We start from the raw sequence: 21,433 nt of genomic DNA, 5'->3' as shown, positions 1-21,433 counted from the left end.
GCAGTTGGGCTATCCTGTAAATGGATGTTATAACCTGAGTCTGCCGAGCTTCTGATTTTCATATACAAGAATGATTCTATTTGACGAGTATCACCCCTAGCATCTGATTATTTCAAGGTTGAGTAGAATTCTTTGTACGCTAATGTCACAAATCACTCGTGTTTGTCCACGATTGCGACCGGACGGCTCCAGCCCGCACTCGCCTTTTCCACTTTGATCGGAAAGCAGCATACTTTGAAGCCGAACGGCTTCGGAATTTCCTCCAAATTGGCCAGTTTCTCGATCTGGCAATATTCCCGATCCTTGCCGACATAATGCGCTGCCCATAGGACGCCTTCTCTAGGCTGTTTTTTATACGCTTCAGCCTGCAGATTAAGTGGAATATCCCACCCCCAGCCATCAGTACCGACTACCTTGATACCCTGGTCAAGCAGCCATAGCGTAGCATCGGCCGATACCCCGACGTGAAGGAACGCATAATGTTCGTGGTACAGCCGTTTATCCGCATCGCTTCGGATGAGAACGATATCGAATGGTTTCAACGTATACGCAATCCGTTCCAGCTCGGCGATCAGATCGTCTGTCGTAATCTCGTAACCTGGCGGCTTCATGCTGAAATCGAGCACCACACCGTCGGAATAAAACCATTCGAGTGGTAATTCGTCAATCGTTCTTGCCTGCTTCCCTTCCGAAGTTGGCCAGTAATGCCATGGCGCGTCAATATGAGTACCCGTATGCGTATTGAGCGTTACCGTTTCCGTCGCCCATGCCTGGCTTTCCGGAAAATCATCCTGCTTGAGGCCGAGTGCCGCCGCCGCTTGCTGCGCTCCAGCCTCATGGTTCGCATACTCGATCTTCGCCGGTAACGGCTCTCGAATGTATGGACTAATCGGCACGCTTAGGTCAATAATCTTCATTACATATTCCCCTTCCCTCGTCACTCATTCAAACTATTCATACCATATTATACCAAATTTTGATTGTCCACATGTCTATAATTGGGATCTGATAACGTTTTAATTATATATAGTGCAGTCACTTTGTAGCCGATGATTCCACCCTTTTCTAAATAAATAGTTTATTTGGAGTGGTAACAGGACTCCTGATTGCTTCATCAGTTTCTGTTTATGCGTCAGATGAAATAAAAGCGTTCTTGTTTCCTGTAAGTATTTCAGTAAAATCAACAGGATATTAACTATTCAAAAGATTATGCAAAATTGAATTATCAGGGTTCTGCATATGTTCCGTTGAGGTTCTTTTCAGAATACATGGGTGCAAAAGTAGAATATAACGATTTTAATCAAAAAATTAACATCTATGCTAACGAGCAATATAAAGTTAAATCCATGATAAATTCGAAGCAGAAAGATAACTTATTTGAATTAATTACCTACTCTAATAAGAGAGAATATAAGGAAAATGAAACAACTGATATTTGGAGTACATTGAATTATTTGGATAAATCCTCTTTAAAAATAACACATGGAAGTTATAAAATCAGCGCACATGTCACATATAAAATAAATGGCCAAACTAATACGTTAATGAATGAAATTACTATAATAATAAAATAATGAAAATAGTATACCCGATTTGCAAACGTTATCTCCTATCACATCATCCTTATCTACTTCTGTAAACGAAGTATCGTCATATAAATCCACCCTTTAAATGCCTAGTGTATGTATCTCTAGCATCATTGGAGACCAGTTCTACTTTTCAACTTTTAATAACAGAAGTTTTAATTATATTTATCAGTCAATTCTTTTTTCAGAGATTCATCATCTGTTTTGAGACTAATTACAATAAACGGTATGGCCGTAAAAAACAAAACAACCGCGCATCAAGCTTTCGCGGTTGTTTGGACTGACGTAAATATTTATTTTTTATCGGATAATCGACTTAGCAACAAGGTGTATAGATCTACCAGATCCTCAGACGGACGAATACCGAGCTCCCGACTGAGAAGCCGAACATAATCGGTATACAGAGCCGTCAGTCCTTTTTTGTCCCCGGTCATCTCGCGTATCGTCATAAGATGACGCATAACCGATTCATCCAACGGATTGCGCTCCTTCACCTTGAGCAGCAGCTTCGACGCCGGGATCGTATCCCTCATTGAAATAAGCGCTGCGGCAAGCCGTTTTACGAACGAGGCATACAATTCCGCATAGCGCTCCGTTTCGTGAATGGCCCACACATACGCCCTATCCCCGAACAGATCGCCTGTATACAAACGCTCGATTTGCAGCGCTCTCTCCACATTCCCGGCTTCAATGGATTTCAGCTGCTCCGCTTGCTTTTCGAATTCCACATAATCGATAACGGGATCCTTCAAGTCGAGCGCGTAACCATCGTTCTCCGAGCGTACGACCTCGCGCATGCCAAGCGGTTCCAAAGACTTGCGCAATTGATAGACGGTCGTATTCAGGTAGTTCTCCGCACCCGTTTGCTGCATCCCTCCGAAAATATCCGTAACCAGCCTGGAACGAGGAATTCGTTTGCCGCGGTAAAGCAGCAAATAAGCGAACACCTCCGCGCATTTCCGCGAAATCCACTTGGTGCGACCCACTTCATTACTCACGGCGACGTCGCCGAGCATCGTTAGGACAATTTTTCCGGGCTCTGCAGAAACCGGAGCTGACAGCGATGACGAGCGGATGATCCGCTGGTTCGCCAGGGCACGATTTACCGCCCGCTCCAGTCGCTCCTGGGACACGGGCTTAACCAAGTAATCCAGTACGGACAATTCATAAGCTTCCAAGGCAAATTCCTTATGCGACGTGACGAAAACAACTTGCACCGAAGAATCGGAAGCTTCTATCTTGGCGGCGAACTCCATTCCGCTCTCGCCTGGCATAGAGAGATCTACGAACGCCAGAACAATATCTGTGTTCTCTTTTAGAAAAGAGGCTGCGGACTTCGTATCTGTAAATGCTCCCGCCACGTGAACCCCAGGCAGCTTGATCAGCATTTCACTCAAAATCAAATGCATCATTGGCTCATCGTCCACCAAAATCACTTTCATCAACCCGCTTCCTCCTCCATTCCACAGCTGTCGAACGCGTTACGTCCATCAACGGAGCCTGGCAAAGTGAATGAGAAGGTCGCTCCAATGCCCAGCTCGCTCTCGAACCAAAGACTGCCACCGTGGATGTGAACGAATTCGCGGGTCAGTGCCAATCCGAATCTCGTATCCCCTGAATCGCCCCCGGCAACCATAGCCTTTAAGAACGGCTCCTCCAGACGCAGCGCTTCCGATGTCTGATCGTCGATGCCTACTCCGTTGTCGCGCACAGAAACAACGATCAGATCGCCGTCCATAACGGCCCCGATCTCAATCGCCCCGCCAATGCCAGTAAACTTAATCGCATTCGATAGCAAATTTCGCAAAATGAGATCCAGCATCTCTTTATCGGCTCTAACCGTAAGCTTCTCGTCGATTCGCTCCGTCATCCGAATCTGCTTCATACCGGCCTTCGTGCCGGAAATCAGTAATGCCTGCCGGACAACCTGCTGCAAATTCCAGCCAACCGGGCGAAATACGACATTCCCTTTCTGGCTGCGATACCAATCCAGTAAATTTTCGACAAGATAGAACGTGTTTTGCACTTGTCCTTTAAGTTCCCTCACTAATTCGGCATGCTCGAAGTCGGCGGCGGTCAGTTTATCGCCCAGGAGCTCGGTCAAGCTGACGAGGAGTGCGATCGGATCGCGAATGTCGTGCGCCACGACGGTGAACAGCTTGTCCTTGAACGCGTTCAGCTCGGACAGTTGCCGGGCGTTCTCGCGCAACCGGGCCTCGCTCTCTTTCAACTCCGTAATATCGTTGAACATCAGCATCTTACCGATCAGGACCTTACCTGAATCGTAAATGGGTGACAAACTACAAGTGTAATACCGTTTCCGGTTCGCATCGAATCTGTGGAACGGGAAGCGTTCGTCCTCGTCACTTGCGGTGCGAATGCGTTCAATCAGTTCCGGACTGGAGGGCAAAACCTTCCCCATATGGACGGGGTAGCGTTTCGTCAAACCGAGTTCGGGAAGCACCTTTTCGGCTGCGTGGTTGTAACTGACGATCTGGTCCTCATAATCGATCAGGACGACTCCGTCCCGGATCGTTTCGAACACCTTGGCCATCGCAAGTGGCGTTAAGCGAAGCAAATTAAACCGTAAAATCCCCCAAACGTAGGCGACACCCGATACGGCGAACCCGAACGGTGTTAAATCAACGCTCATGCCGGTCCATAAAAACAAATTGAAAAACATAGGCGCGATCGCCCCCAAAAGAAGGACGGCAATCTGCTTTCGCACGATCGGCAAAGCCCGCCAATACATGGGAATAAACAGCAATATCCCGCACAGCAAAACGAAATAATTATAAACGGTATGCACCTTATACCAGGGCCCTTTGACCGTCGTATATAACGAAACCACAGAATCCGTGTTCAGACTATACCGCTCATAAATCAGGTGATGCCAGTCGTTGGTCAAATGGAGGAAAAAGACCGCTGCGGGCACAGCAAACAGCACTAGCGCGAGAAGCTTGCGATAGCGGGCCGCCGTCCCTGTAAATTGAACGACCTGAAAGAACCAGAGCGTAGTGATGAATGGAATACCCAAATATTCGATTTGGAGCGACAGCTTCACTTCGTTTAGGTTTCGGCTCAACACCTCAAATGCGTAGCCAAGTGCATAGCAAGCCGCTGCCAGCATGATCAAAACCATCGTTTTTGCAACTGGCAGATGGCGTTTGCGGTAAGATAAGAAAGAGACGAACACCATCAGCGCCGTTGCGAGAAAAAGCGTTATCGCCATCCACTGTCTTGTGTCCACGGCTGCGTCTCCCTTTTATTAAAATGTACTAAATTTAGGATATCATCTTCTCTATTTTGTGTCCACGGCTTCGGCTCCTCCAACGTTTGCACTCGCTGCACTCAGCAACTTTAACGAGTTGGATCCAAATCGCACATGTAAGTTCAAGTCGTTAATTTAGCATATACAACAAAGAACACCATCACTTCTCCAATAATTATGTAATTTGGTATAAAGAAAAACAAATCCACTGTAAAAAAAACGCCAAGTAATCCTAATAATAAGGCTAAATGAGCTATCCCCAATCTTAGATGTATATGTCTATATTTATTGAAGACCAACGAGGTTGAAAAAAAGTAAAGCAATACAGATCCAAAAATAAAGCTTAACATAAATGAATAATTTAATTGTTCCAAAAATAACAATTGAATCGAAGCTGCGATCATACACATTGATAAATAAATGAATAAATGACCATAAATAATAGTTTGCCCTGCAGTCTCTATTATTTTGTTCACTTTCTTTTCGACATTGTCAAAATATTGCCACCACATAGCGATAATTAATAAAAAAGTTATTGACGCAAATAAAATAGATTGCCACGTCCAGTAGCTAGACTGCAATACTGTTAGTATACTGATTACTGCTTCGCCAAGAAGAATAAGTGCAAACAGTGAGAAGCGTTCTAATAAATGGTGAGTATTTATTGGGCTTTTCACCAAGTATTTCCGACCAATTAATGGGAGCAATATGTCTACAGTTATTCCCGCATACAAAACTACATAACGAATCCACGAGTCAAAGAATAGTGATAAAGAAGATATCGCCAAACCAATCCAAAAGCGACTCCCCAAATAGCGGGCAGTGATCTTTCTATGTGCTTCTTCTTTCTTATGTACCGCAAGATATTGAATGGCAGTCATAGCTCTTAAACCAACATAGCCTACTAAAAATGGAATATAGTATTGATCAAAATTAACTGATAGGCTTGCTGTCATTATTAATACAAAAAATAGTTGTAGAATCAGAAATATTCGGTGAGAAATGATATCTTGTCCAAACCGATTTACAAAGAGCGATTGCCCTACCCAAGCCCACCAGATCGGAACAAATATTAGGACGAATTTCGTTAAGTATTCTACTGGAATTGAACCATATTCGACATGTAACAAGACATGACTCGCTTTTGAAACAGCTGCTACAAAAAGTAGATCATAAAATAGTTCCAACCAGGTAACTTTCTTCTCAGCAAATGCTGTAGTGTGTTGAAATTCCGATGCGTGTTTATTCATCATTGTACTCCTTTGCTTTTGATGTGTTGGATCCCCTATCACAATTTATTTGAGTACTAACCCATCTTATCTGATGTGATCGATTACGAATAGGGTAATATGATTATTCTATGGGAGAATGTCATATGTTTGAAATATCTGCTGATAGAGTGAATCTGAGGATGGAAGCAAATTAAATTGAATTATTTCGCGTTAATCTGCCCGTTATCTTAATAAAAACAAGGAGCAGCTCCCTCGACAAATCTGCTCCTTGTTTGTTCAGCTATCGTTTCTCGTTAGCTCAACTCCCAACAACATACCATGACAGTGTTTATATAACAAAAGCCATCAAAACAATGACAAGAAGTATGAACAGTACAAGAACAGCGGCACTCGAAGTACCATATCCACCAGCGTATCCACTCATATAAAACACCACCTTCCCTTATGGGAATTGAATATAGGAGGAACAGTTATAATTTATTAAACTTAACCTGTTATTGATTGGACACACTTTGTATTTGGTCTTTCGTTCGGGTTGTAACGAATAACCCGAACAGTGCTGATCTGATCGACCATTTACTCCAATATCCTATTGATGTTTTTTTGTTAATCCAGTCAATGTTGTGTATGATTATTTCTCCAATGAATTTATCCGCAACAAATATCCCACAATAAAAGCCTTTATTCTCTGCAAACCCCTTAAGTTCTGATTCAATAAAAGACTTTACATCCTCCACAGTGCTCAACGTCAGTAGTTAATAATACTCTCCAAATTCCATTATTATTAGTTAACCCTGAACTTATTAATTTACCTTTATTGTCTACAATTAATATTCGTGCATTTTGGGATCATCAACGGAAGAAGCGAAACAATATAGCGCAGCTCTTTATAGCATGCTGCCACGGGTAAAGTTGACGGACCTACTTTTAGAAGTAGCGAGTTGGACTGGGTTTGACGAGCAATTCATTCATGCTTCAACCAATCGTCAACCTAAGACCGAAGAAAAACCGATTGTTCTCGCATCGCTCATGGCTATGGGTACCAATATTGGCTTAACAAAAATGGCGGATGCAACGCCTGGTATCTCGTATCATCAAATGGCCAATGCTACCCAGTGGAGAATGTACGATAATGCAATGAACAGAGCACAAGCAACACTTGTGAACTTTCATCATCACCGTTCTTTAGCCTCCTACTGGGGCGATGGAAGCACTTCCTCATCTGATGGTATGCGTGTGCAAGTAGGCGTTTCGTCTCTCAGTGCCGATCCTAACCCCCATTACGGATCAGGCAGAGGGGCTACTATTTATCGATTTGTCAGTGATCAATTTTCATCGTTCTATACGAAAATCATCAATACAAACGCTCGCGATGCGGTGCATGTCATCGATGGCCTACTGCACCATGAGTCGGACTTATCAATTGAGGAACATTATACGGATACCGCTGGCTATACGGATCAGGTCTTTGGTTTGACTCATAAATATATATATCAATAAAACTGCTATAGCTATTAAATAGTTTGCCTTCTTAGAGTTCATGTTATAGATCCCTTCCCTAATAATCATAAAACCAATTCACTTGCTTGAACTAAACTACCGATAGCGGGGAAAGGCTTCCGAGCGTCCGCATCAGCATCGTGGTATTGTTAATGAACTATCGTTTCCGTTAGCTCAATGATCCGGAAATCTACTGGTTCATCGAGAACATAACCTAAACACAAAGCACAGAGTTCGCTTGTGATGCGAGGTCATTGCCTCTACCCCTCAAACATGGTCATTGGAGGGTAGTGAGAGAACAGTTTTTTTGACGGGAACTGCGTCCCTAAGCCACCCTCGTTCTCCCGGCTATCACCATCTTAAGATGCCTACACAAAAATAGGCCAGCCAGAAATCTCTGGCTGACCTATTAATACCAAAAATCCACCCCAAAAAAGGCGGAAAGCGGAAACAAAGAGCATTATTACGCGATAGGGGTGCATAAGCTCCTGTATAGCGCTAGTTTCCGCTCTCGTTTTGAGAGGGATAAGGGCTTTACTGCGTGACACACCCATAGTAAAAGTGGGGTACGGTTGGTCTATGAATGACCGTCGCGCCCCGTTCTTTATATTATTATGCTGTTTTCTCTTTCTGACTAATTGCGTGTATATATTTAATAGTAAGCTTCCATAAGACTTTCCCAAGCCAAAACATTAACACACCAATCACAATAGAAATTGGCAAAAACTGCACTGGGCTTGGTGTAAATACTCCCATTTCGATTGTTATTCCGGCAATATCATATCCCATAAGATACCCGACAAATTTAACAATTCCGCCTATCGGCGTAATAACTCCACCAATCATTAAAGCAATGGAAAGAGTACTGATGAACGGCAAAAGTAACATACCGTTGATGCCTGCAAAGTTGCTAAAAAATGCAAATATTGCGCCGAATTTACGCCAACTAAATTTACTGTTCTTTGAAATGGCTTCACCTAAGTATGCTTTCGCTAATTCTTTTGGGTTTCCTAACCGTTCGATAATTTTCTCAGAAGATACACCATTATTTTGCAATTCAAGCATTACACTTTTGATTTCTTTTACAATGTCAATACGCTCGCAATCGGACATAGATTTCAAATACTTTTCAATTTTTATAAAATAGTCATTCATAATTTTATCCATAATTTAACTCTCCTTTAATTTCCGATATAGCTGTTAATAAATTATCCCATTCTAAGGACATCGCGTTTAAGTATTCGTTTCCTTTTTCTGTAAGGGTATAACATTTTCTTGGGGCAAGCCCTCGGTACTTTCTTGCCAAGATGAAAAAATATATTCTTCTTTCAATAATCTTCTAAGTAGTGGATAAATTGTATTTTCTTTTGCAGAACAATAGGATACTGCTCTAACTTACTTATGATTTCATACAAAAATCAAGTGTTCCTCGCTTAATTTGTGATTTCCAATCTTCTACATTCATGTATTGTACCTCCTGCATATATATCGTACAACACAGTACTTCATGTAAATTCAGTACCAGCAACCGCCGAACGCAAGCAGAAACAGCGGGCAATGTTACGCAATAGGGGCACCCCCCCTTGTATTGCGCGGGTTTTCCGGGCGTGTTTTGAGGGGGGCAAGGTTTAAAAAGTTGCTGCCATAATTCCATAAAAGCCCCAAATTTATTTTTAGAAGTAAGTTGGGGCTATGACAAAATTTATCACTATTTTCCGTTTTTCCTTTTTTCCTACTTGTTAAATTCAGCAAGTAAAATATTTTTAAAAGGATTAGGACTGTTATCTCTACCCAAACTGTTCAAACTGACGACCAACGTATGATTTCCTCCAAGTGTACCTCCAGCAATCGTAGAAAACCCTAGAATGCCACCTGTGTGTCCCCATATCGAGACACCATTTGAAAGCTTAAATTCAGAGATTCCAAGACCATATCCTTCGATTCCTTTTCTTCCTACAGGAACTGTAGTAAGCATTTGTTTTAGTTGCTCTTCCTTCAGTAATTTGCCACCGAGCAAGTAAGAGAAGAATTTATTTAAATCGTCAGCATCAGAAATCATATCTCCAGCCGAGCTACCTGCACTTGGATTATAATAAGTAACGTCTTTTATCTCACTTGCTTCGTCTGGTTGGGAATATCCCCGAGCATGCTTGGTGCCTGGAATAACGCTTGAATTGCCAGGTAGGAATGTATCCAACAATTCAAGCGGTTCAATAATCCGATTTTCAATCTCTTCCGCGTAGCTGTTTCCGGTTACTTTTTCAATAAGAATACCCAGTAATACGTATCCTGTGTTTGAATAAGACCAGCCCTTTCCTGGAACAAAGTCTGGGGGCAGAGAAATCCCCAACTTCACTATTTCTTCAGCCGTATACGATTTTTTTGTATCCATAAAATCAGCGTCTTTGGATCTTGAGTATTCAGCGATACCACTTGTATGGTTCAATATCTGCCGGATGGTAATCTGATTACCATTATAACCGTTTCCTTGAATGACACCAGGCAGCCATTTTTCGATGGAGTCGTCTAGATTCAAGCGGTTCTCTCCAGCTAATTGAAGTACAACCGTTGCGGTGAACGTCTTCGTCACGCTACCAATGCGAAAGCGATAATCTGTTTCCATTGGTTTCTTTGTGCTCAGATTCGCTATCCCAGTGGCATAACCCCACTTTTTTCCCCCCTCAGAAGTTTTAGCAAGTATCCCCGGGAATCCAAGTTGCAATGTATCCCCCATAGCTTGCTTGACGGAATTATGATCTTGTTGAGTGCTTGTTTGTAAAGAACTAGATTCATTTTGAATGGGCTCTGCTTTTACAATTGAGGTTGGCGATGTGTATAGCAGGGAACTTCCAGTTATCAAAAGGGCCAGACTTGCAAATGTAATTTGACTACATATTTTCATAAGGTATTCCTCTTCTCTATTAATATTATAAGTTTGTAATCATCTTCATAATTGTTGTTTTACCAACGCCATTCTGTCCTAACAAGCGGTAAATTCCTCTTTTTTTCGCATCCCAGAAATTAATTCTTTTCCTTAAAATACTCTGTTAACTGGTTTGTTTTTCATATATACGGCATATCTGTTCCGCCTTTCACACCTACCTCCTGCATATACATCGTACAACACAGTACCTCAATAATCGTTAGTATATCAACCAAAGTTGAGTAGTCTATTTATTCTTCAAATTAATTTTAAATACATCGCCCTCATTACCACCAAAAACGATCATCCCACCTTCAGGTAGTACTACCGTATGATTGTTGCTTGCCTTTGAAAAGTTCACAACCATCCCCTCCGCGTCATAAACGGCAAATCCCCCACTTACTGGAGTCTCAACGTTCATGACGCGATTGGCTGATTTATCATCAATTTTATACCATACAGCCTGACCACCCGATGGTATGATGCAAAACGAGTCGTTCCCTTCATAAATGGATTGAATAGCATCTTCACTGATATACGATTGTCCATTGATCTTTAAATACTCTTTATGGTTCTCGTTATAGAAATTCAAATCAAAAGCATCTCTTCCGCTCGAAATAGGAATTTCAATTGCATTTACTGCTTTATTCTCGTCAACAATTTTAGTGCCTGATGCGTATCCATGGTTGATATCAACGGATATATTTTTGGCCAAAAGCGTTTTGATCAGATACATTATTGAAGTTATCTTTTCATCCAAAGCGTAGTAGTTTTTTCCATTTCTATGTTCCCATACCGTTTTAGTTGACTGATTTAGAGGATTGGAATCTAACTTTTGATATTCATAGGTTACCGTAACCGCTTGACCTAATCCTGGAGTATTTATATAAGTGTCAAGTTTTAAATAGGTTTTTCCATTTTTCGGTTGGTCAAAGCTTACGGTTGCACTCCCATCGTTGTTTTTGAATTGTCCATTGCCCGTATATACATATTTTTGAGGCGGTAACAATCCAAATCCTAGAGCGGGTAAATCAATCTCTCCGTTCTTTATCTCCAGATTTACCGTTTTACCTACAGTACCGTATAATCCAGAGTAAGCAAGCAAATCGGATGGCATGTCCACTTTCAATGGAGGTTCAAATGTTTTTTCAGGTAGGATTTCTTTAATGATGCCTTTGGCTCTTATATATTCCAATAAAATATTAGATGCAAATATACTATTGTAGGTTCCACTACCTCCCGATGAAAGCACAGCTATAGAAATATCATGTTCGGGTAGGGTAGTCAAAGCAGCGTGATACATATACGTATCTCCACCTTTAAATAATGCGGTTATTCCGTAATCACTAAATGGTGCTAAACGGACAGCATCCCAACCAAGACCATAATTAATGGTGTTTGTCTCTTCAGAAACCCACACTCCCTTTCTATACTCATGACTTTGCATAGCCTTTGCTGACTTCTCAAATAAAATATCCGTTCGATTCCCGATTAATACTTCAGCGAACTTACTTACTTCTTCGGCCGTGGAGTAGAGGCCTCCTGACCCAATGAGATTGGCATTCTCTACGGGTAAAGCCTGATCTATCGCAGGAAAATAAGTTTTTGCGAGCCTGTCTCTATCAAATGAATCACGTGGTGTTTTGGTAGAGGTTAAATGAAGAGGCTTGCTAATAAAGGTTTCAAAAAAATCGCTGTAACTTAACCCGCTTACTCGTTCGATCAAGATTTCAAGCAGTTGAAAACCATCGTTACAATATACCGAGGATTCGCCTGGGTTTGACTTTAACCTTTCTGATTGTAATTTGACCAATAATTGATCATGATTTTTCGTATCATTGTCATCGAACAAAAAGCTATTCTCGTAGTGACTACCGTAAAGTCCTGAAGAATGATTCATCAACATGCGTGGCGTAATCTCTTTATATCGCTCATCTGCCATTTTAAAGTCCTTGATATACGTGGTTAGTGGTTTATCAATATCAATTTTATTAGAATCAGCTAGCATCATCGTTGCAGCAGACACATACGTTTTACTTACCGAGCCTATTCCAAACATCGTGTCTTTGGTTATCGGACTCTTGGTCGCTTTATCGTATACACCAGCGCTATCCGATAAAACAATGGATCCATGATCCATAATTGCATACTGCAATCCACTTACACCATAATCGGACACGATCTTCGAAGCCAGCTCCTGTGCCTTTTCTTTTACAGTATCATGATTCGTAAGAGCAAAAGCAGGGGTGACCGGTATTGCAATAAGCATAGCGGTCATTACTATAGAAACCATCTTCTTCATTATTAATTCCCTCATCATTCTTTCTAGATTTACTTGCTGAATTCATCATACAAGGAAGAAGGCTGTTATATTAAAAATCACCCTGAAACGAAAAAAACAATCCCTAAACAACATGTTGTTTAAGGATTGTTGGTTTAAAATGGCAGCAGAACCATATTATTAAATACTTTAAGTTTTGTTTCAAAAGTCATATGACCACCGTACTTGTCGCAGATTCTAGCTATATTTGTTAATCCAATACCATGAAATTCCGGGTTTGGTTTTTGGCTGTGCAAGTCGGTTACTTCATTTTCCATATGATTCATGATGTGAATGAGAAGATTAGACTCGGTAGAATGTATTTTTATAAGAATGTACCTATCTTCTGCGATTTTTAACTTTTTAGAAGCTTCTATTGCGTTATCTAGCATATTTCCAATGACAACACATAAGTCATAACGGTCAATATGGATTTCTTGTGAATATAAGTTAAGCTTCGTATCTATTCTTATGCCATTGGCTTGTCCAATATTAAGCGTATTTGTGACAAGGGCATCTATAACCAGATTCCCCGTATTTACCCTTTGGTAGGCTCCTTCGACTTTATTTAATGTCGTCTTAATATGTTCCAGTGCAGTTGCTAACTCATTTCGCTTAATGCACTCTTCAATATACAAAAACTGTTGATTCGTATCATGAATGATTCTTTTAATGGATTTGAAGCTGTGAACGACTTTTTCGTAATTCGCATCCTGATAGTCCATCTGATGTTGCAACTGAGCATTCTCATGCATGAATTGAAATTTATCAATGATCGTATCAAAAATATAGACAATCATAACGTTTAAAAATAGTAATACAATGACGGATATGAAAGAATAGGCGTCCTTATAAGTTAGAATATTCAGTTGGTTTATACTTATGATAGGAATAACCGAAAAAAATATGTAGTAACGATAATGCAAAGAGTAACTTCTACGTTTTGCAAGTAGTCGTATGATCTGAATGATAGCAAACATGATCATGCAACTGAGTAAAATAGCTTTTGTGTAGGCTATTTGATCATGTTCATTTACAGGGTCAAAGCTAAACTCAACTGAATATAGGGTATAAAAAATATAAAGGGATATAAAATTAACGAGAGATATTAAAACACCGTATAACATAGAAAAAATGATCTTGTCTTTAATTTCTACTTGATAAGATTGTGCAAAGCTAAATATCATGAGCAAGGATAGAATCAAAGATAAAATAGGAGAGATGGGAATAACCAGATATAGGTAATCAAGCAACCCAAACATAATGAAATAAATGAACCGGTTATGTTTTTTAGCTGATTTATCAAACACCGAGTTGAAGAAAAAATTAATTTGAACGCCCATCACAAGTACAATGCTAAAGACAATAGGAAAATTATTTTGAATCATATCAATCGACCTTCATAATCATAAATTTGGTGTAAGTATCTTTAACCTCTTTAATTTTAGAACGACCTATGGGTAATTCCAACCCATTGGACATTAGAACAACTCCGCTAGCAAATTTCTTCACATGAAGCAGATTAATAATAATAGAACGATGGATTTGCAAGAAGTTACTGTCTTTTAAGGCCAAAGCATAATCTGAAATGATGCCTTTGCTTTCATAGGTTTGATTAGTGGTCGTAAAATGTAGTTTGCTTTTTATAGTTAAGCTTTTGGCAGCTTCAATACTAATGAGGTCATCATATTTTAAAACGATTTCTTCATAGGTTGACTTGATAACCATAAACTTTTTATCAAGTGCTTGAAAGTATTGGCATATCTTGATCATTTTCTCCTCCAAGATCGAAGGAGCAATGGGTTTTATCAAATACTGGAATGTCATGACATCAAAACTTTCCACCATATATTCAGGATAGCTTGTCAGAAAAATAATTTGTTCATCCAGGTTATTTAACCCTCTTATTGTACGGGCTGTTTGAATCCCGTTCATCCCACCCATTTCAATATCCAAAATTAAAATATGGAATGGAGTTTCATGGCGCTCATAATAGGATACCAACTGCTCTCCCGAGCCGAATAATTCGATTTCAAAATCTATATTTGTTTTTATCGACAACGTAATCAGGATGCTTTTAACAAGCTCTCTTTGTTTTTCCTCGTCATCGCAAATAGCCACTCTATACAAAAATGATACACCTCTCATTTCCAATACCTTTATTCTAAAACTCTATATAAGCATGATACAACCTTTTGACTTTGTATAGATAGCTTTTGGATGAAATGCAAATTAAAATCCCTCAACACCAAATGAACGAGCTTCTTTTTCGGAGTTTCTTTGCATACTTATCCCCCTAAATATTTCCTTGACTGTACCTTACCAATTTTCGGAGGTGTTTTGAATGTCTTTTTTATTACATCCCTATGGAGTTATGTTATAAATTTTTACTAGAACAAAATTCTACTGACAAATAATTTAATGGCTCATCACGTTATCCTACCCGTCAATGATCTGGTCACAATCCGGTTGGGTGTTGCGTATATCTCCGACTGAATCTGCTTCCTGCTTAGATGGAAGTGCAATTAAAAATACTTACAAAATCTGATATAGTCTTAATAGATAGCATAAACCCTAAGGGTAAACCTCCAATTAGAAAGAAGTATTAAACAATGTATGTAAAAATGGTTATGCAGGAGCTTGAAGCTCTCGGCAAGGAACGAACCAAGAAAAAGTACGGATCCAATGGCGCGTACGAACCGCTTTTTGGCGTGGCTGCATGCGATATGAAGCCCCTCCATCACCAAGAAAATTAAAATAAATCAACCTTTGGCTGAGCAGCTTTTGCGATCGGAAATCCGCTGGGCGCGCGTTGTGTCGCCGCCGCATGGCGGCTGTCAAACCCCACATTTGGAATAGTCCTAAATCGTTAAAGTCATCCCCGAATACCATTACATTTTCTGACTTCACCCCGATATCATTAAGCACCCATTGCACGGCTTCTTCCTTTGATGCTGATTTTTGCATGATTTGAACCATGTATACCGATTAGTTCTGCTGTACCATTCGTATACTGAAACATCCGAAGAGCAGCTTAAGGCTCTTACCGAAAGCAAAATCTGGCAAGGACCTCCGGCCGTTAAGAATGGCAATGTCATTCCGCTGGATTACAAAACACACTTCTACTTTGATGCGAAATCCATTCTTGGCCAGATCGATACCTTGACGGAGACGATGCTGGAGCAGACAAGTAAATAAGTTTACTAAGGAAACCGCAAGGTATGTCATACCTTGCGGTTTCTTTTATAAGATTCGCTTCTGCTGCCAGAAGTAGAGTATAGTAGAAGTAGTTGAATATATTCCAGGAGGCTACAGCCATGTCACAGGAGATTTGGATTAACCTGCCGGTCAAAGATGTTGAGAGGTCAACTGCCTTTTTCAATGAGATTGGATTCCATGCGGTGAGCGTTGGTAATGAAAGAGCCAAGCTTGCCATAGGCCCAACAACGATTCTGCTGTTCCCGGATGCGGCGTTTGAGAAATTTACAGGTTCAAAAACCGCAGATACTTCCCATAGCGCAGAAGTAATATTTTCCATTGGCGCTGAAAGCAGAGAAGAAGTAGATGCCTTTATTCAAAAAGTAGAGTTTGCCGGAGGAAGCATCTTTAGCAAGCCGAGTGAAATTGACGGCTGGATGTACGGCGCAGGATTTGCCGACCTGGACGGTCACCGCTGGAACCTGCTGTACATGGATGAGAGCAAAATGCCGAAACGCTAATATGGAAACGCCGGTCACCTGCTTAGGGTCACCGGCGTTTTTTTACACCCCGTATAATCTCATATCTGTCATTCAAATTAAAATCGTTGCTTAGAAGGAAAAATTCGTGGGTTAAACTAATACAAATCACCTGGGTTAGCCCGTGTTAATTTATTAGTCTTACATAAACTATATTAACACATATTGGAACTAGCCTGACCGTTACTTTAATAAACCAAAAGAAAGAGCTGCCACGCGGCAAGCTCCTCCACTATCGTTTTCCTTTAGCTCAATGGCGGACATCTGTATCTAACATCCTTTATTGAGCTCTCTATCCCGTTAAACTTTTTGAATTTTCTACGGAGGCGTCGCTCACCTCCTCATTTTTCCATTAATTCCGGTAAGTTAATTGCTACAGCAATGTTGCATAACAATCCTCTGGCTAGGAACAACATAGTTCTTTCTTCGGGCTTCTGGATTCCTGCCTGATGGAATGCATGAAGTACGATTTGTCGCACCTCCCGGAATGCAGCATAGGAATGAAGTGCGTGGCACTGGAAACATCCCAGATGTATGCTGAAGTCGTTATGAACATCATTTCATACTTCAACGAAATATTCCCAACTGCAATTCCTTTGTTTCAGTTGCGTGCGTTGATGAAGCAAGATGTCTGAGCTTCTCCAACGTATTTCCCTGTGGAAGTGGGGTATACAGCAAAATTTTAAGCTCAGGGAACTCAGCGATCAATAACGTTGTTTGTCTCAGGGACAAACTTCCTACAACAGGATGATTCAGCTCTTTGTTGCCATGAGTGATCCGGATATCGTGCAATGCCCACCATTCCCGAAACTCCAAACTGGCTTCGCTTAAGTCGTGTATAAACTGGCTAAACCACGGGTTATCTGCGTATTGGTCGCTGGTCGCTCGAAACAAGGCCTGACCGTTTTTCGCTTCTCTTTCCCAGTTTACAAGCAGCATACGCTGTGAATGATTGGTAAAAACATACCATATCAAGTTGAGATCCCTTTCAGAACGCTTAGAATAATCACCAAAAACCCGGCTCGCCAAAGAGTTCCACCCAACAATATTCCATTTGTAATCAACTGCATACGCCGGACAGGTATCCCAAGAATCCAATACACTTTGAAGCACGTTATTATAATCCGATGACTGTTGAGGCAAATACTGAATCGTATCCGTGTCCAACGCCAAATTGAACAGATGCCTTCGTTCCACCCAATCCAATCGCAGCGCTCTAGCGATGCTCTCCAACACTTGCGACGAGACATTTATATCACGCCCCTGCTCCAGCCACGTATACCAAGAAACGCTAACTCCGGCAACTTGCGCCAACTCCTCTCTTCTTAACCCTGACGTCCTTCGTCTTGTCCCTATCGTAAATCCGTGTTCCGAAGGATCCAGACGCTCTCTGCGCGTCCGTAAAAAGTCTCCCAATTCCGAACGCCGATTGTTCGTACTCATTTAATCCACTCCTTATAAGGTAAGGGTAATCCCTTTAACCTGGTGTTACTGCACCTATGATAACTAAACTCATCGTTATCCAGTTGTATCTGTGGCATAATCATACCACAGCACAGGTAACGCAGTGCAATTCAATCAAATAGGAGGAGAGACGATAAACATGAAATATCGGAAATTAGGGAAAAACGGACCGGAAATCTCTGTGATCGGTTTTGGAACTTGGGCAATTGGCGGCGGAGACTGGGTGTTCTCATGGGGCGAACAAAACGATCAATTGTCGCAAAATAGTATTCGTGCTGCGCTTGATGCTGGCATTAATTTTTTTGATACGGCTGCTGTTTACGGCATGGGTCACTCCGAAGAAGTGCTCGGTAAGGCGCTTAAAGGCAGTCGCGAGAAAGCCGTGATCGCTACTAAGTTTGGTCTAGTCTGGGACGATAAAAACAATATAACCCGCAACGGAACATACGGTTCGATCATTCGCGAAGCGGAAGATTCCTTGCGCCGTCTCGGTACCGATTATATCGATTTGTACCAAATGCACTGGCCGGATACTGACGTTAAAGCACCTGTTGAAGAAACAATGCGAGCCATGGAGAAGTTGGTTCAGGATGGCAAAATACGTTATGTCGGAGTCAGCAACTTCCCCATCGCACTTCTTGATGAGGCTTTGGCGGTCAGACATATTGATTCCCTGCAACCGCCTTACTCAATACTTGCCCATCAGGTGGAGTCCGATCTTCTGCCGTATTGCATAGATAAAGGAATCGGCGTACTGGCTTACAGTCCGCTTGCATCGGGACTTCTCTCGGGCAACTATACTTTCGACTCACGTTTCGACGAGCAGGATTGGCGATCGAAATCCCCTTCCCATACCGGGGAAGGTTTCATGCAAAATATCGCCATCGTCGAACAACTCAAAGACGTAGCCGCACAACTCGACATCACCGTTTCCCAATTAGCCATTGCTTATGTTCTGGCGAATCCTGCCTTAACAAGTGCTCTTATTGGCGTACGTAAGCCCGAGCATATTTTGAATGCATTGGCAGCTGCCGAAGTAAAACTGAATGAATCTGTGCTTACAGAGATAAAAAAGATTGCCAAAAGCGCCCGAATCGTAATGCCTATCAATGAATAGTGTATTCAAAAACAACACAGGCCCCAAACCTCTTGTGTTGTTCATTTCATAAAAATAATTGGCGGAAAAATTGCTAACCGCAATCCCATTAAATGCGCTGTTCTACATGTGGCTTTCATGAATGTGCCGGCACTACAAACCTATGTCCAGATGCTGGCTAAACGTTATGTTCCGGCGTTAAACGCGGCAATATTGATGTTGTATCTGCGATCAATATTGCCGCGTTTAACGCCGGAATTGCTATCGGATCGTACCTGGGATGCGTGATTATAGATTCCATCGGACTTATTCATTTGGAAGTTTCAGTATAACGTCATAATTGTTAAGACACTGAAACCCTGACTAGCAACACGTAGCACTCCACATGTCTGGAGACTTCATATTTGAAATAAGGCACTATCAAAGAAATACTAGACCAATTCGGTAGCCTTGAATGGCGTAACGAAGGGGGATTTCTTGCGTAACATTGATCCGTTATTTTCTTTAACGTGCCTTAACACAGCGGAGGATTCTTCTCGAGGAGCACTACAAAGAAGTGCAGCAACATATGCTTGAGCTTAGCCATAATCTGAATTTACTTGCAGATAAGATCGTGAATTATAAGGCAATGGTGGAGAATTACTTACTTAACAAAACAAAATAAGTCTGATCCAAACAACCATAAGTCAGTATGGGTGTTGTTTGGCATCCCATTTTTCGAAACTAAGGAGAATCCGATCGCTATGAAAAAGTCATATATATCCTATATAATCGCCATCGGCATATTTGGAATTATTAATACCGAACTTGGCATTGTGGGTACTTTACCGCAGATTACTCAGCACTACCAAATCACTGTCTCGCAAGCAGGATTACTTGTTAGTTTGTTCGCTCTAGTCATAGCTATGTTCGGACCCTTTATGACTTTACTATTTTCAGGGATAAATCGTAAAAAAATATTGGCCGGAGTGCTTGTCATTTTCGCAATTTCCAATCTGGGATCAGCATTTGCTCCTAACTATACGGTTCTATTACTTTTTCGAATACTACCGGCCTTTCTTCATCCTGTTTACTTTTCAGTCGCATTTACAGCTGCTGCGAGTTCTGTCCCACAAGATCAAAGCACCCAAGCGGTGGCCAAAGTATTTACAGGTGTGACGGTAGGTATGGTTCTCGGTGTTCCAATCACATCATTTATTGGAAATCAATTTTCGCTTGAATCAGCATTTCTATTCTCAGCGGTGATTAATGTGATAACATGTATAAGTATTTTAGGTTGGATTCCTTCTATGCCAGTCAAAGAAAAAATATCCTACGGGAGCCAATTAAAAGTATTAGTAAAACCTCAATTATGGCTGAATATCGCAACTGCATGTTTCATTATGTCAGCTCTATTCGCTGTATATAGCTATTTTGCTGAATATCTAGGCAAAGTGACAAACATGAATGGGACAACGATAAGTGTCATGTTAGTTGTATTTGGCGCAAGTGGTGTCTACGGTAATCTTCAAGCTGGTAAGCTACTAAGTAAAAATATCGTTAAAACGACCTTAGCGTATCCTTTGGTATTGGGAATGATCTATTTAATGCTATTTTATGCGGGGACCTATACGATACCGATGATTATTATGATCATTGTATGGGGAGCTGTTTTCACAGGCGGTCTCATTATAAGCCAAATATGGCTAACATCTGAGGCTACTGAAGCGCCTGAGTTTGCAAATAGTTTGTTTGTATCTTTTAGTAATCTGGGTATTGCGTTGGGTACTGCTTCGGGGGGCTGGTTTTTATCCAAGATAGGCACACATCAAATAGTATGGAGCGGTTTACTATTTCTGATGCTTGCATTCATCTGCATTGGGCTAAAAATCAAACTTTTTGATCGAAAAAAGAATAAAATTTCATGCCCAAAACAAATACCAGCACTTGAAGAAATAAACATAGGTTAAACAAGGAATCAGCGTCTTAAAAAGCGTCAAGTCCTCTTTAATAAGTGTCAGGGCAATCACATTGGAAAATAAAGGTATTAAAGAAACAACGATGAAGCTGTATAAAAAAGAAAACCTGTAATCGAAAGTCTTTTTAGGCTCCACACTAGACTCAGTGGTTAACTGGTACCAATATATATTAGTACTTTTCTCTAAAGTAATAATAGTTCCTCGTTGAGCTATCGTATCCCGTTAGTTTAGTAATGTTTGCTTCTTATGTGACTTTAATTCTTGATCGATAATTTTTGAAGTAATAGCTCTCCAGCAGATTTAAATTCTTTATTACTGCTTATAAACTCTTCAACTTCTGATAATT

General features: G+C 41.0%; 17 protein-coding genes and 5 pseudogenes. 8 read left to right on the top strand and 14 right to left on the bottom strand.

Annotated features, from left to right (window positions below):
- Window positions 1-152: 152 nt before the first annotated feature.
- On the bottom strand, window positions 153-917 hold the full coding sequence (locus tag GK047_RS20270; protein ID WP_163950980.1) for a cyclase family protein: 765 nt from the start codon (window positions 915-917) through the stop codon (window positions 153-155).
- A gap of 300 nt (window positions 918-1,217) precedes the next feature.
- Here GK047_RS20270 and GK047_RS20265 point away from each other — a divergent pair, with 300 nt between their 5' ends.
- A complete protein-coding gene (locus GK047_RS20265) occupies window positions 1,218-1,574 on the top strand; it encodes a stalk domain-containing protein (RefSeq protein ID WP_163950977.1) in 357 nt (118 codons plus the stop codon).
- A gap of 305 nt (window positions 1,575-1,879) precedes the next feature.
- Here the strand turns inward: GK047_RS20265 and GK047_RS20260 are convergent, their stop codons facing one another.
- The 4 genes from GK047_RS20260 to GK047_RS20245 all read right to left on the bottom strand — a co-directional run bounded on the left by GK047_RS20260 (window position 1,880) and on the right by GK047_RS20245 (window position 6,513).
- Window positions 1,880-3,028, bottom strand: coding sequence for a response regulator (locus GK047_RS20260; RefSeq protein WP_240344078.1), 1,149 nt, complete (start codon window positions 3,026-3,028; stop codon window positions 1,880-1,882).
- On the bottom strand, window positions 3,028-4,818 hold the full coding sequence (locus GK047_RS20255; protein WP_205516896.1) for a sensor histidine kinase: 1,791 nt from the start codon (window positions 4,816-4,818) through the stop codon (window positions 3,028-3,030). Before GK047_RS20255 ends, GK047_RS20260 begins: the two co-directional genes overlap by 1 nt.
- A 161-nt stretch (window positions 4,819-4,979) precedes the next feature.
- Window positions 4,980-6,107 carry a low temperature requirement protein A gene (locus GK047_RS20250; RefSeq protein ID WP_163951524.1) on the bottom strand — a complete coding sequence of 376 codons (1,128 nt, stop codon included), beginning with the start codon at window positions 6,105-6,107 and terminating at the stop codon, window positions 4,980-4,982.
- Between the two features lie 310 nt (window positions 6,108-6,417).
- Window positions 6,418-6,513 (bottom strand): YjcZ family sporulation protein, encoded by a 96-nt coding sequence (locus GK047_RS20245; RefSeq protein WP_163950968.1) that lies wholly within the window; start codon window positions 6,511-6,513, stop codon window positions 6,418-6,420.
- Between the two features lie 434 nt (window positions 6,514-6,947).
- On the opposite strand from GK047_RS20245, the pseudogene GK047_RS20240 reads away from it, so the two are divergent.
- Window positions 6,948-7,571: pseudogene (locus GK047_RS20240) on the top strand (Tn3 family transposase); the annotation flags it as partial.
- Window positions 7,572-8,201: 630 nt separating this feature from the next.
- On the opposite strand, the gene GK047_RS20235 reads toward GK047_RS20240, so the two are convergent.
- The 6 genes from GK047_RS20235 to GK047_RS20210 all read right to left on the bottom strand — a co-directional run bounded on the left by GK047_RS20235 (window position 8,202) and on the right by GK047_RS20210 (window position 14,962).
- A complete protein-coding gene (locus tag GK047_RS20235; protein ID WP_163950964.1) occupies window positions 8,202-8,756 on the bottom strand; it encodes a DUF1700 domain-containing protein in 555 nt (184 codons plus the stop codon).
- Window positions 8,757-9,321: 565 nt separating this feature from the next.
- Window positions 9,322-10,491 carry a serine hydrolase domain-containing protein gene (locus GK047_RS20225; RefSeq protein WP_163950961.1) on the bottom strand — a complete coding sequence of 390 codons (1,170 nt, stop codon included), beginning with the start codon at window positions 10,489-10,491 and terminating at the stop codon, window positions 9,322-9,324.
- A gap of 25 nt (window positions 10,492-10,516) precedes the next feature.
- Window positions 10,517-10,576 carry a hypothetical protein gene (locus GK047_RS30690; RefSeq protein WP_481856030.1) on the bottom strand — a complete coding sequence of 20 codons (60 nt, stop codon included), beginning with the start codon at window positions 10,574-10,576 and terminating at the stop codon, window positions 10,517-10,519.
- Between the two features lie 183 nt (window positions 10,577-10,759).
- Window positions 10,760-12,814, bottom strand: a complete 2,055-nt coding sequence (locus GK047_RS20220; RefSeq protein WP_163950958.1) for a serine hydrolase domain-containing protein — start codon at window positions 12,812-12,814, stop codon at window positions 10,760-10,762.
- Window positions 12,815-12,948: 134 nt separating this feature from the next.
- Window positions 12,949-14,220, bottom strand: coding sequence for an ATP-binding protein (locus tag GK047_RS20215; protein ID WP_163950954.1), 1,272 nt, complete (start codon window positions 14,218-14,220; stop codon window positions 12,949-12,951).
- Window position 14,221: 1 nt separating this feature from the next.
- Window positions 14,222-14,962, bottom strand: coding sequence for a LytR/AlgR family response regulator transcription factor (locus GK047_RS20210; protein ID WP_163950950.1), 741 nt, complete (start codon window positions 14,960-14,962; stop codon window positions 14,222-14,224).
- Window positions 14,963-15,444: 482 nt separating this feature from the next.
- Between GK047_RS20210 and GK047_RS29785 the strand changes: the two are divergent.
- A pseudogene (locus GK047_RS29785) lies at window positions 15,445-15,616 on the top strand (DNA alkylation repair protein); the annotation flags it as partial.
- Window positions 15,617-15,712: 96 nt separating this feature from the next.
- Here GK047_RS29785 and GK047_RS29780 read toward each other — a convergent pair.
- Window positions 15,713-15,799 (bottom strand): annotated as a pseudogene (locus tag GK047_RS29780) (hypothetical protein); the annotation flags it as partial.
- On the opposite strand from GK047_RS29780, the gene GK047_RS20195 reads away from it, so the two are divergent.
- Together GK047_RS20195 and GK047_RS20190 are read left to right on the top strand one after the other, a co-directional pair.
- A complete protein-coding gene (locus tag GK047_RS20195; protein WP_163950948.1) occupies window positions 15,794-16,030 on the top strand; it encodes a hypothetical protein in 237 nt (78 codons plus the stop codon). The pseudogene GK047_RS29780 and the gene GK047_RS20195 overlap by 6 nt on opposite strands.
- Window positions 16,031-16,149: 119 nt before the next feature.
- Window positions 16,150-16,551: a VOC family protein gene (locus tag GK047_RS20190; protein ID WP_163950947.1), complete on the top strand. Its 402-nt coding sequence runs from the start codon at window positions 16,150-16,152 to the stop codon at window positions 16,549-16,551.
- 359 nt (window positions 16,552-16,910) lie between these two features.
- On the opposite strand, the pseudogene GK047_RS30685 reads toward GK047_RS20190, so the two are convergent.
- Window positions 16,911-17,057, bottom strand: a pseudogene (locus GK047_RS30685) (TetR/AcrR family transcriptional regulator); the annotation flags it as partial.
- A gap of 79 nt (window positions 17,058-17,136) precedes the next feature.
- Window positions 17,137-18,012 (bottom strand): helix-turn-helix transcriptional regulator, encoded by an 876-nt coding sequence (locus GK047_RS20185; RefSeq protein ID WP_163950945.1) that lies wholly within the window; start codon window positions 18,010-18,012, stop codon window positions 17,137-17,139.
- A gap of 160 nt (window positions 18,013-18,172) precedes the next feature.
- On the opposite strand from GK047_RS20185, the gene GK047_RS20180 reads away from it, so the two are divergent.
- From GK047_RS20180 to GK047_RS20170, 3 genes and pseudogenes are all read left to right on the top strand, one after another.
- Window positions 18,173-19,150: an aldo/keto reductase gene (locus GK047_RS20180; protein ID WP_163950942.1), complete on the top strand. Its 978-nt coding sequence runs from the start codon at window positions 18,173-18,175 to the stop codon at window positions 19,148-19,150.
- 111 nt (window positions 19,151-19,261) lie between these two features.
- Window positions 19,262-19,443, top strand: a pseudogene (locus GK047_RS20175) (MFS transporter); the annotation flags it as partial.
- Window positions 19,444-19,872: 429 nt separating this feature from the next.
- The gene (locus GK047_RS20170) at window positions 19,873-21,078 is read left to right on the top strand and encodes an MFS transporter (RefSeq protein WP_163950940.1); all 1,206 of its coding nucleotides are present in this window, start codon (window positions 19,873-19,875) and stop codon (window positions 21,076-21,078) included.
- Window positions 21,079-21,433: the final 355 nt, after the last annotated feature.

This window comes from Paenibacillus sp. SYP-B3998 (assembly GCF_010820665.1).
Taxonomy (GTDB): Bacteria; Bacillota; Bacilli; order Paenibacillales; family NBRC-103111; genus Paenibacillus_E.
The sequence above is the reverse complement of the archived record's forward strand: the minus strand, read 5'-3'. Positions and strand labels throughout refer to the sequence as shown.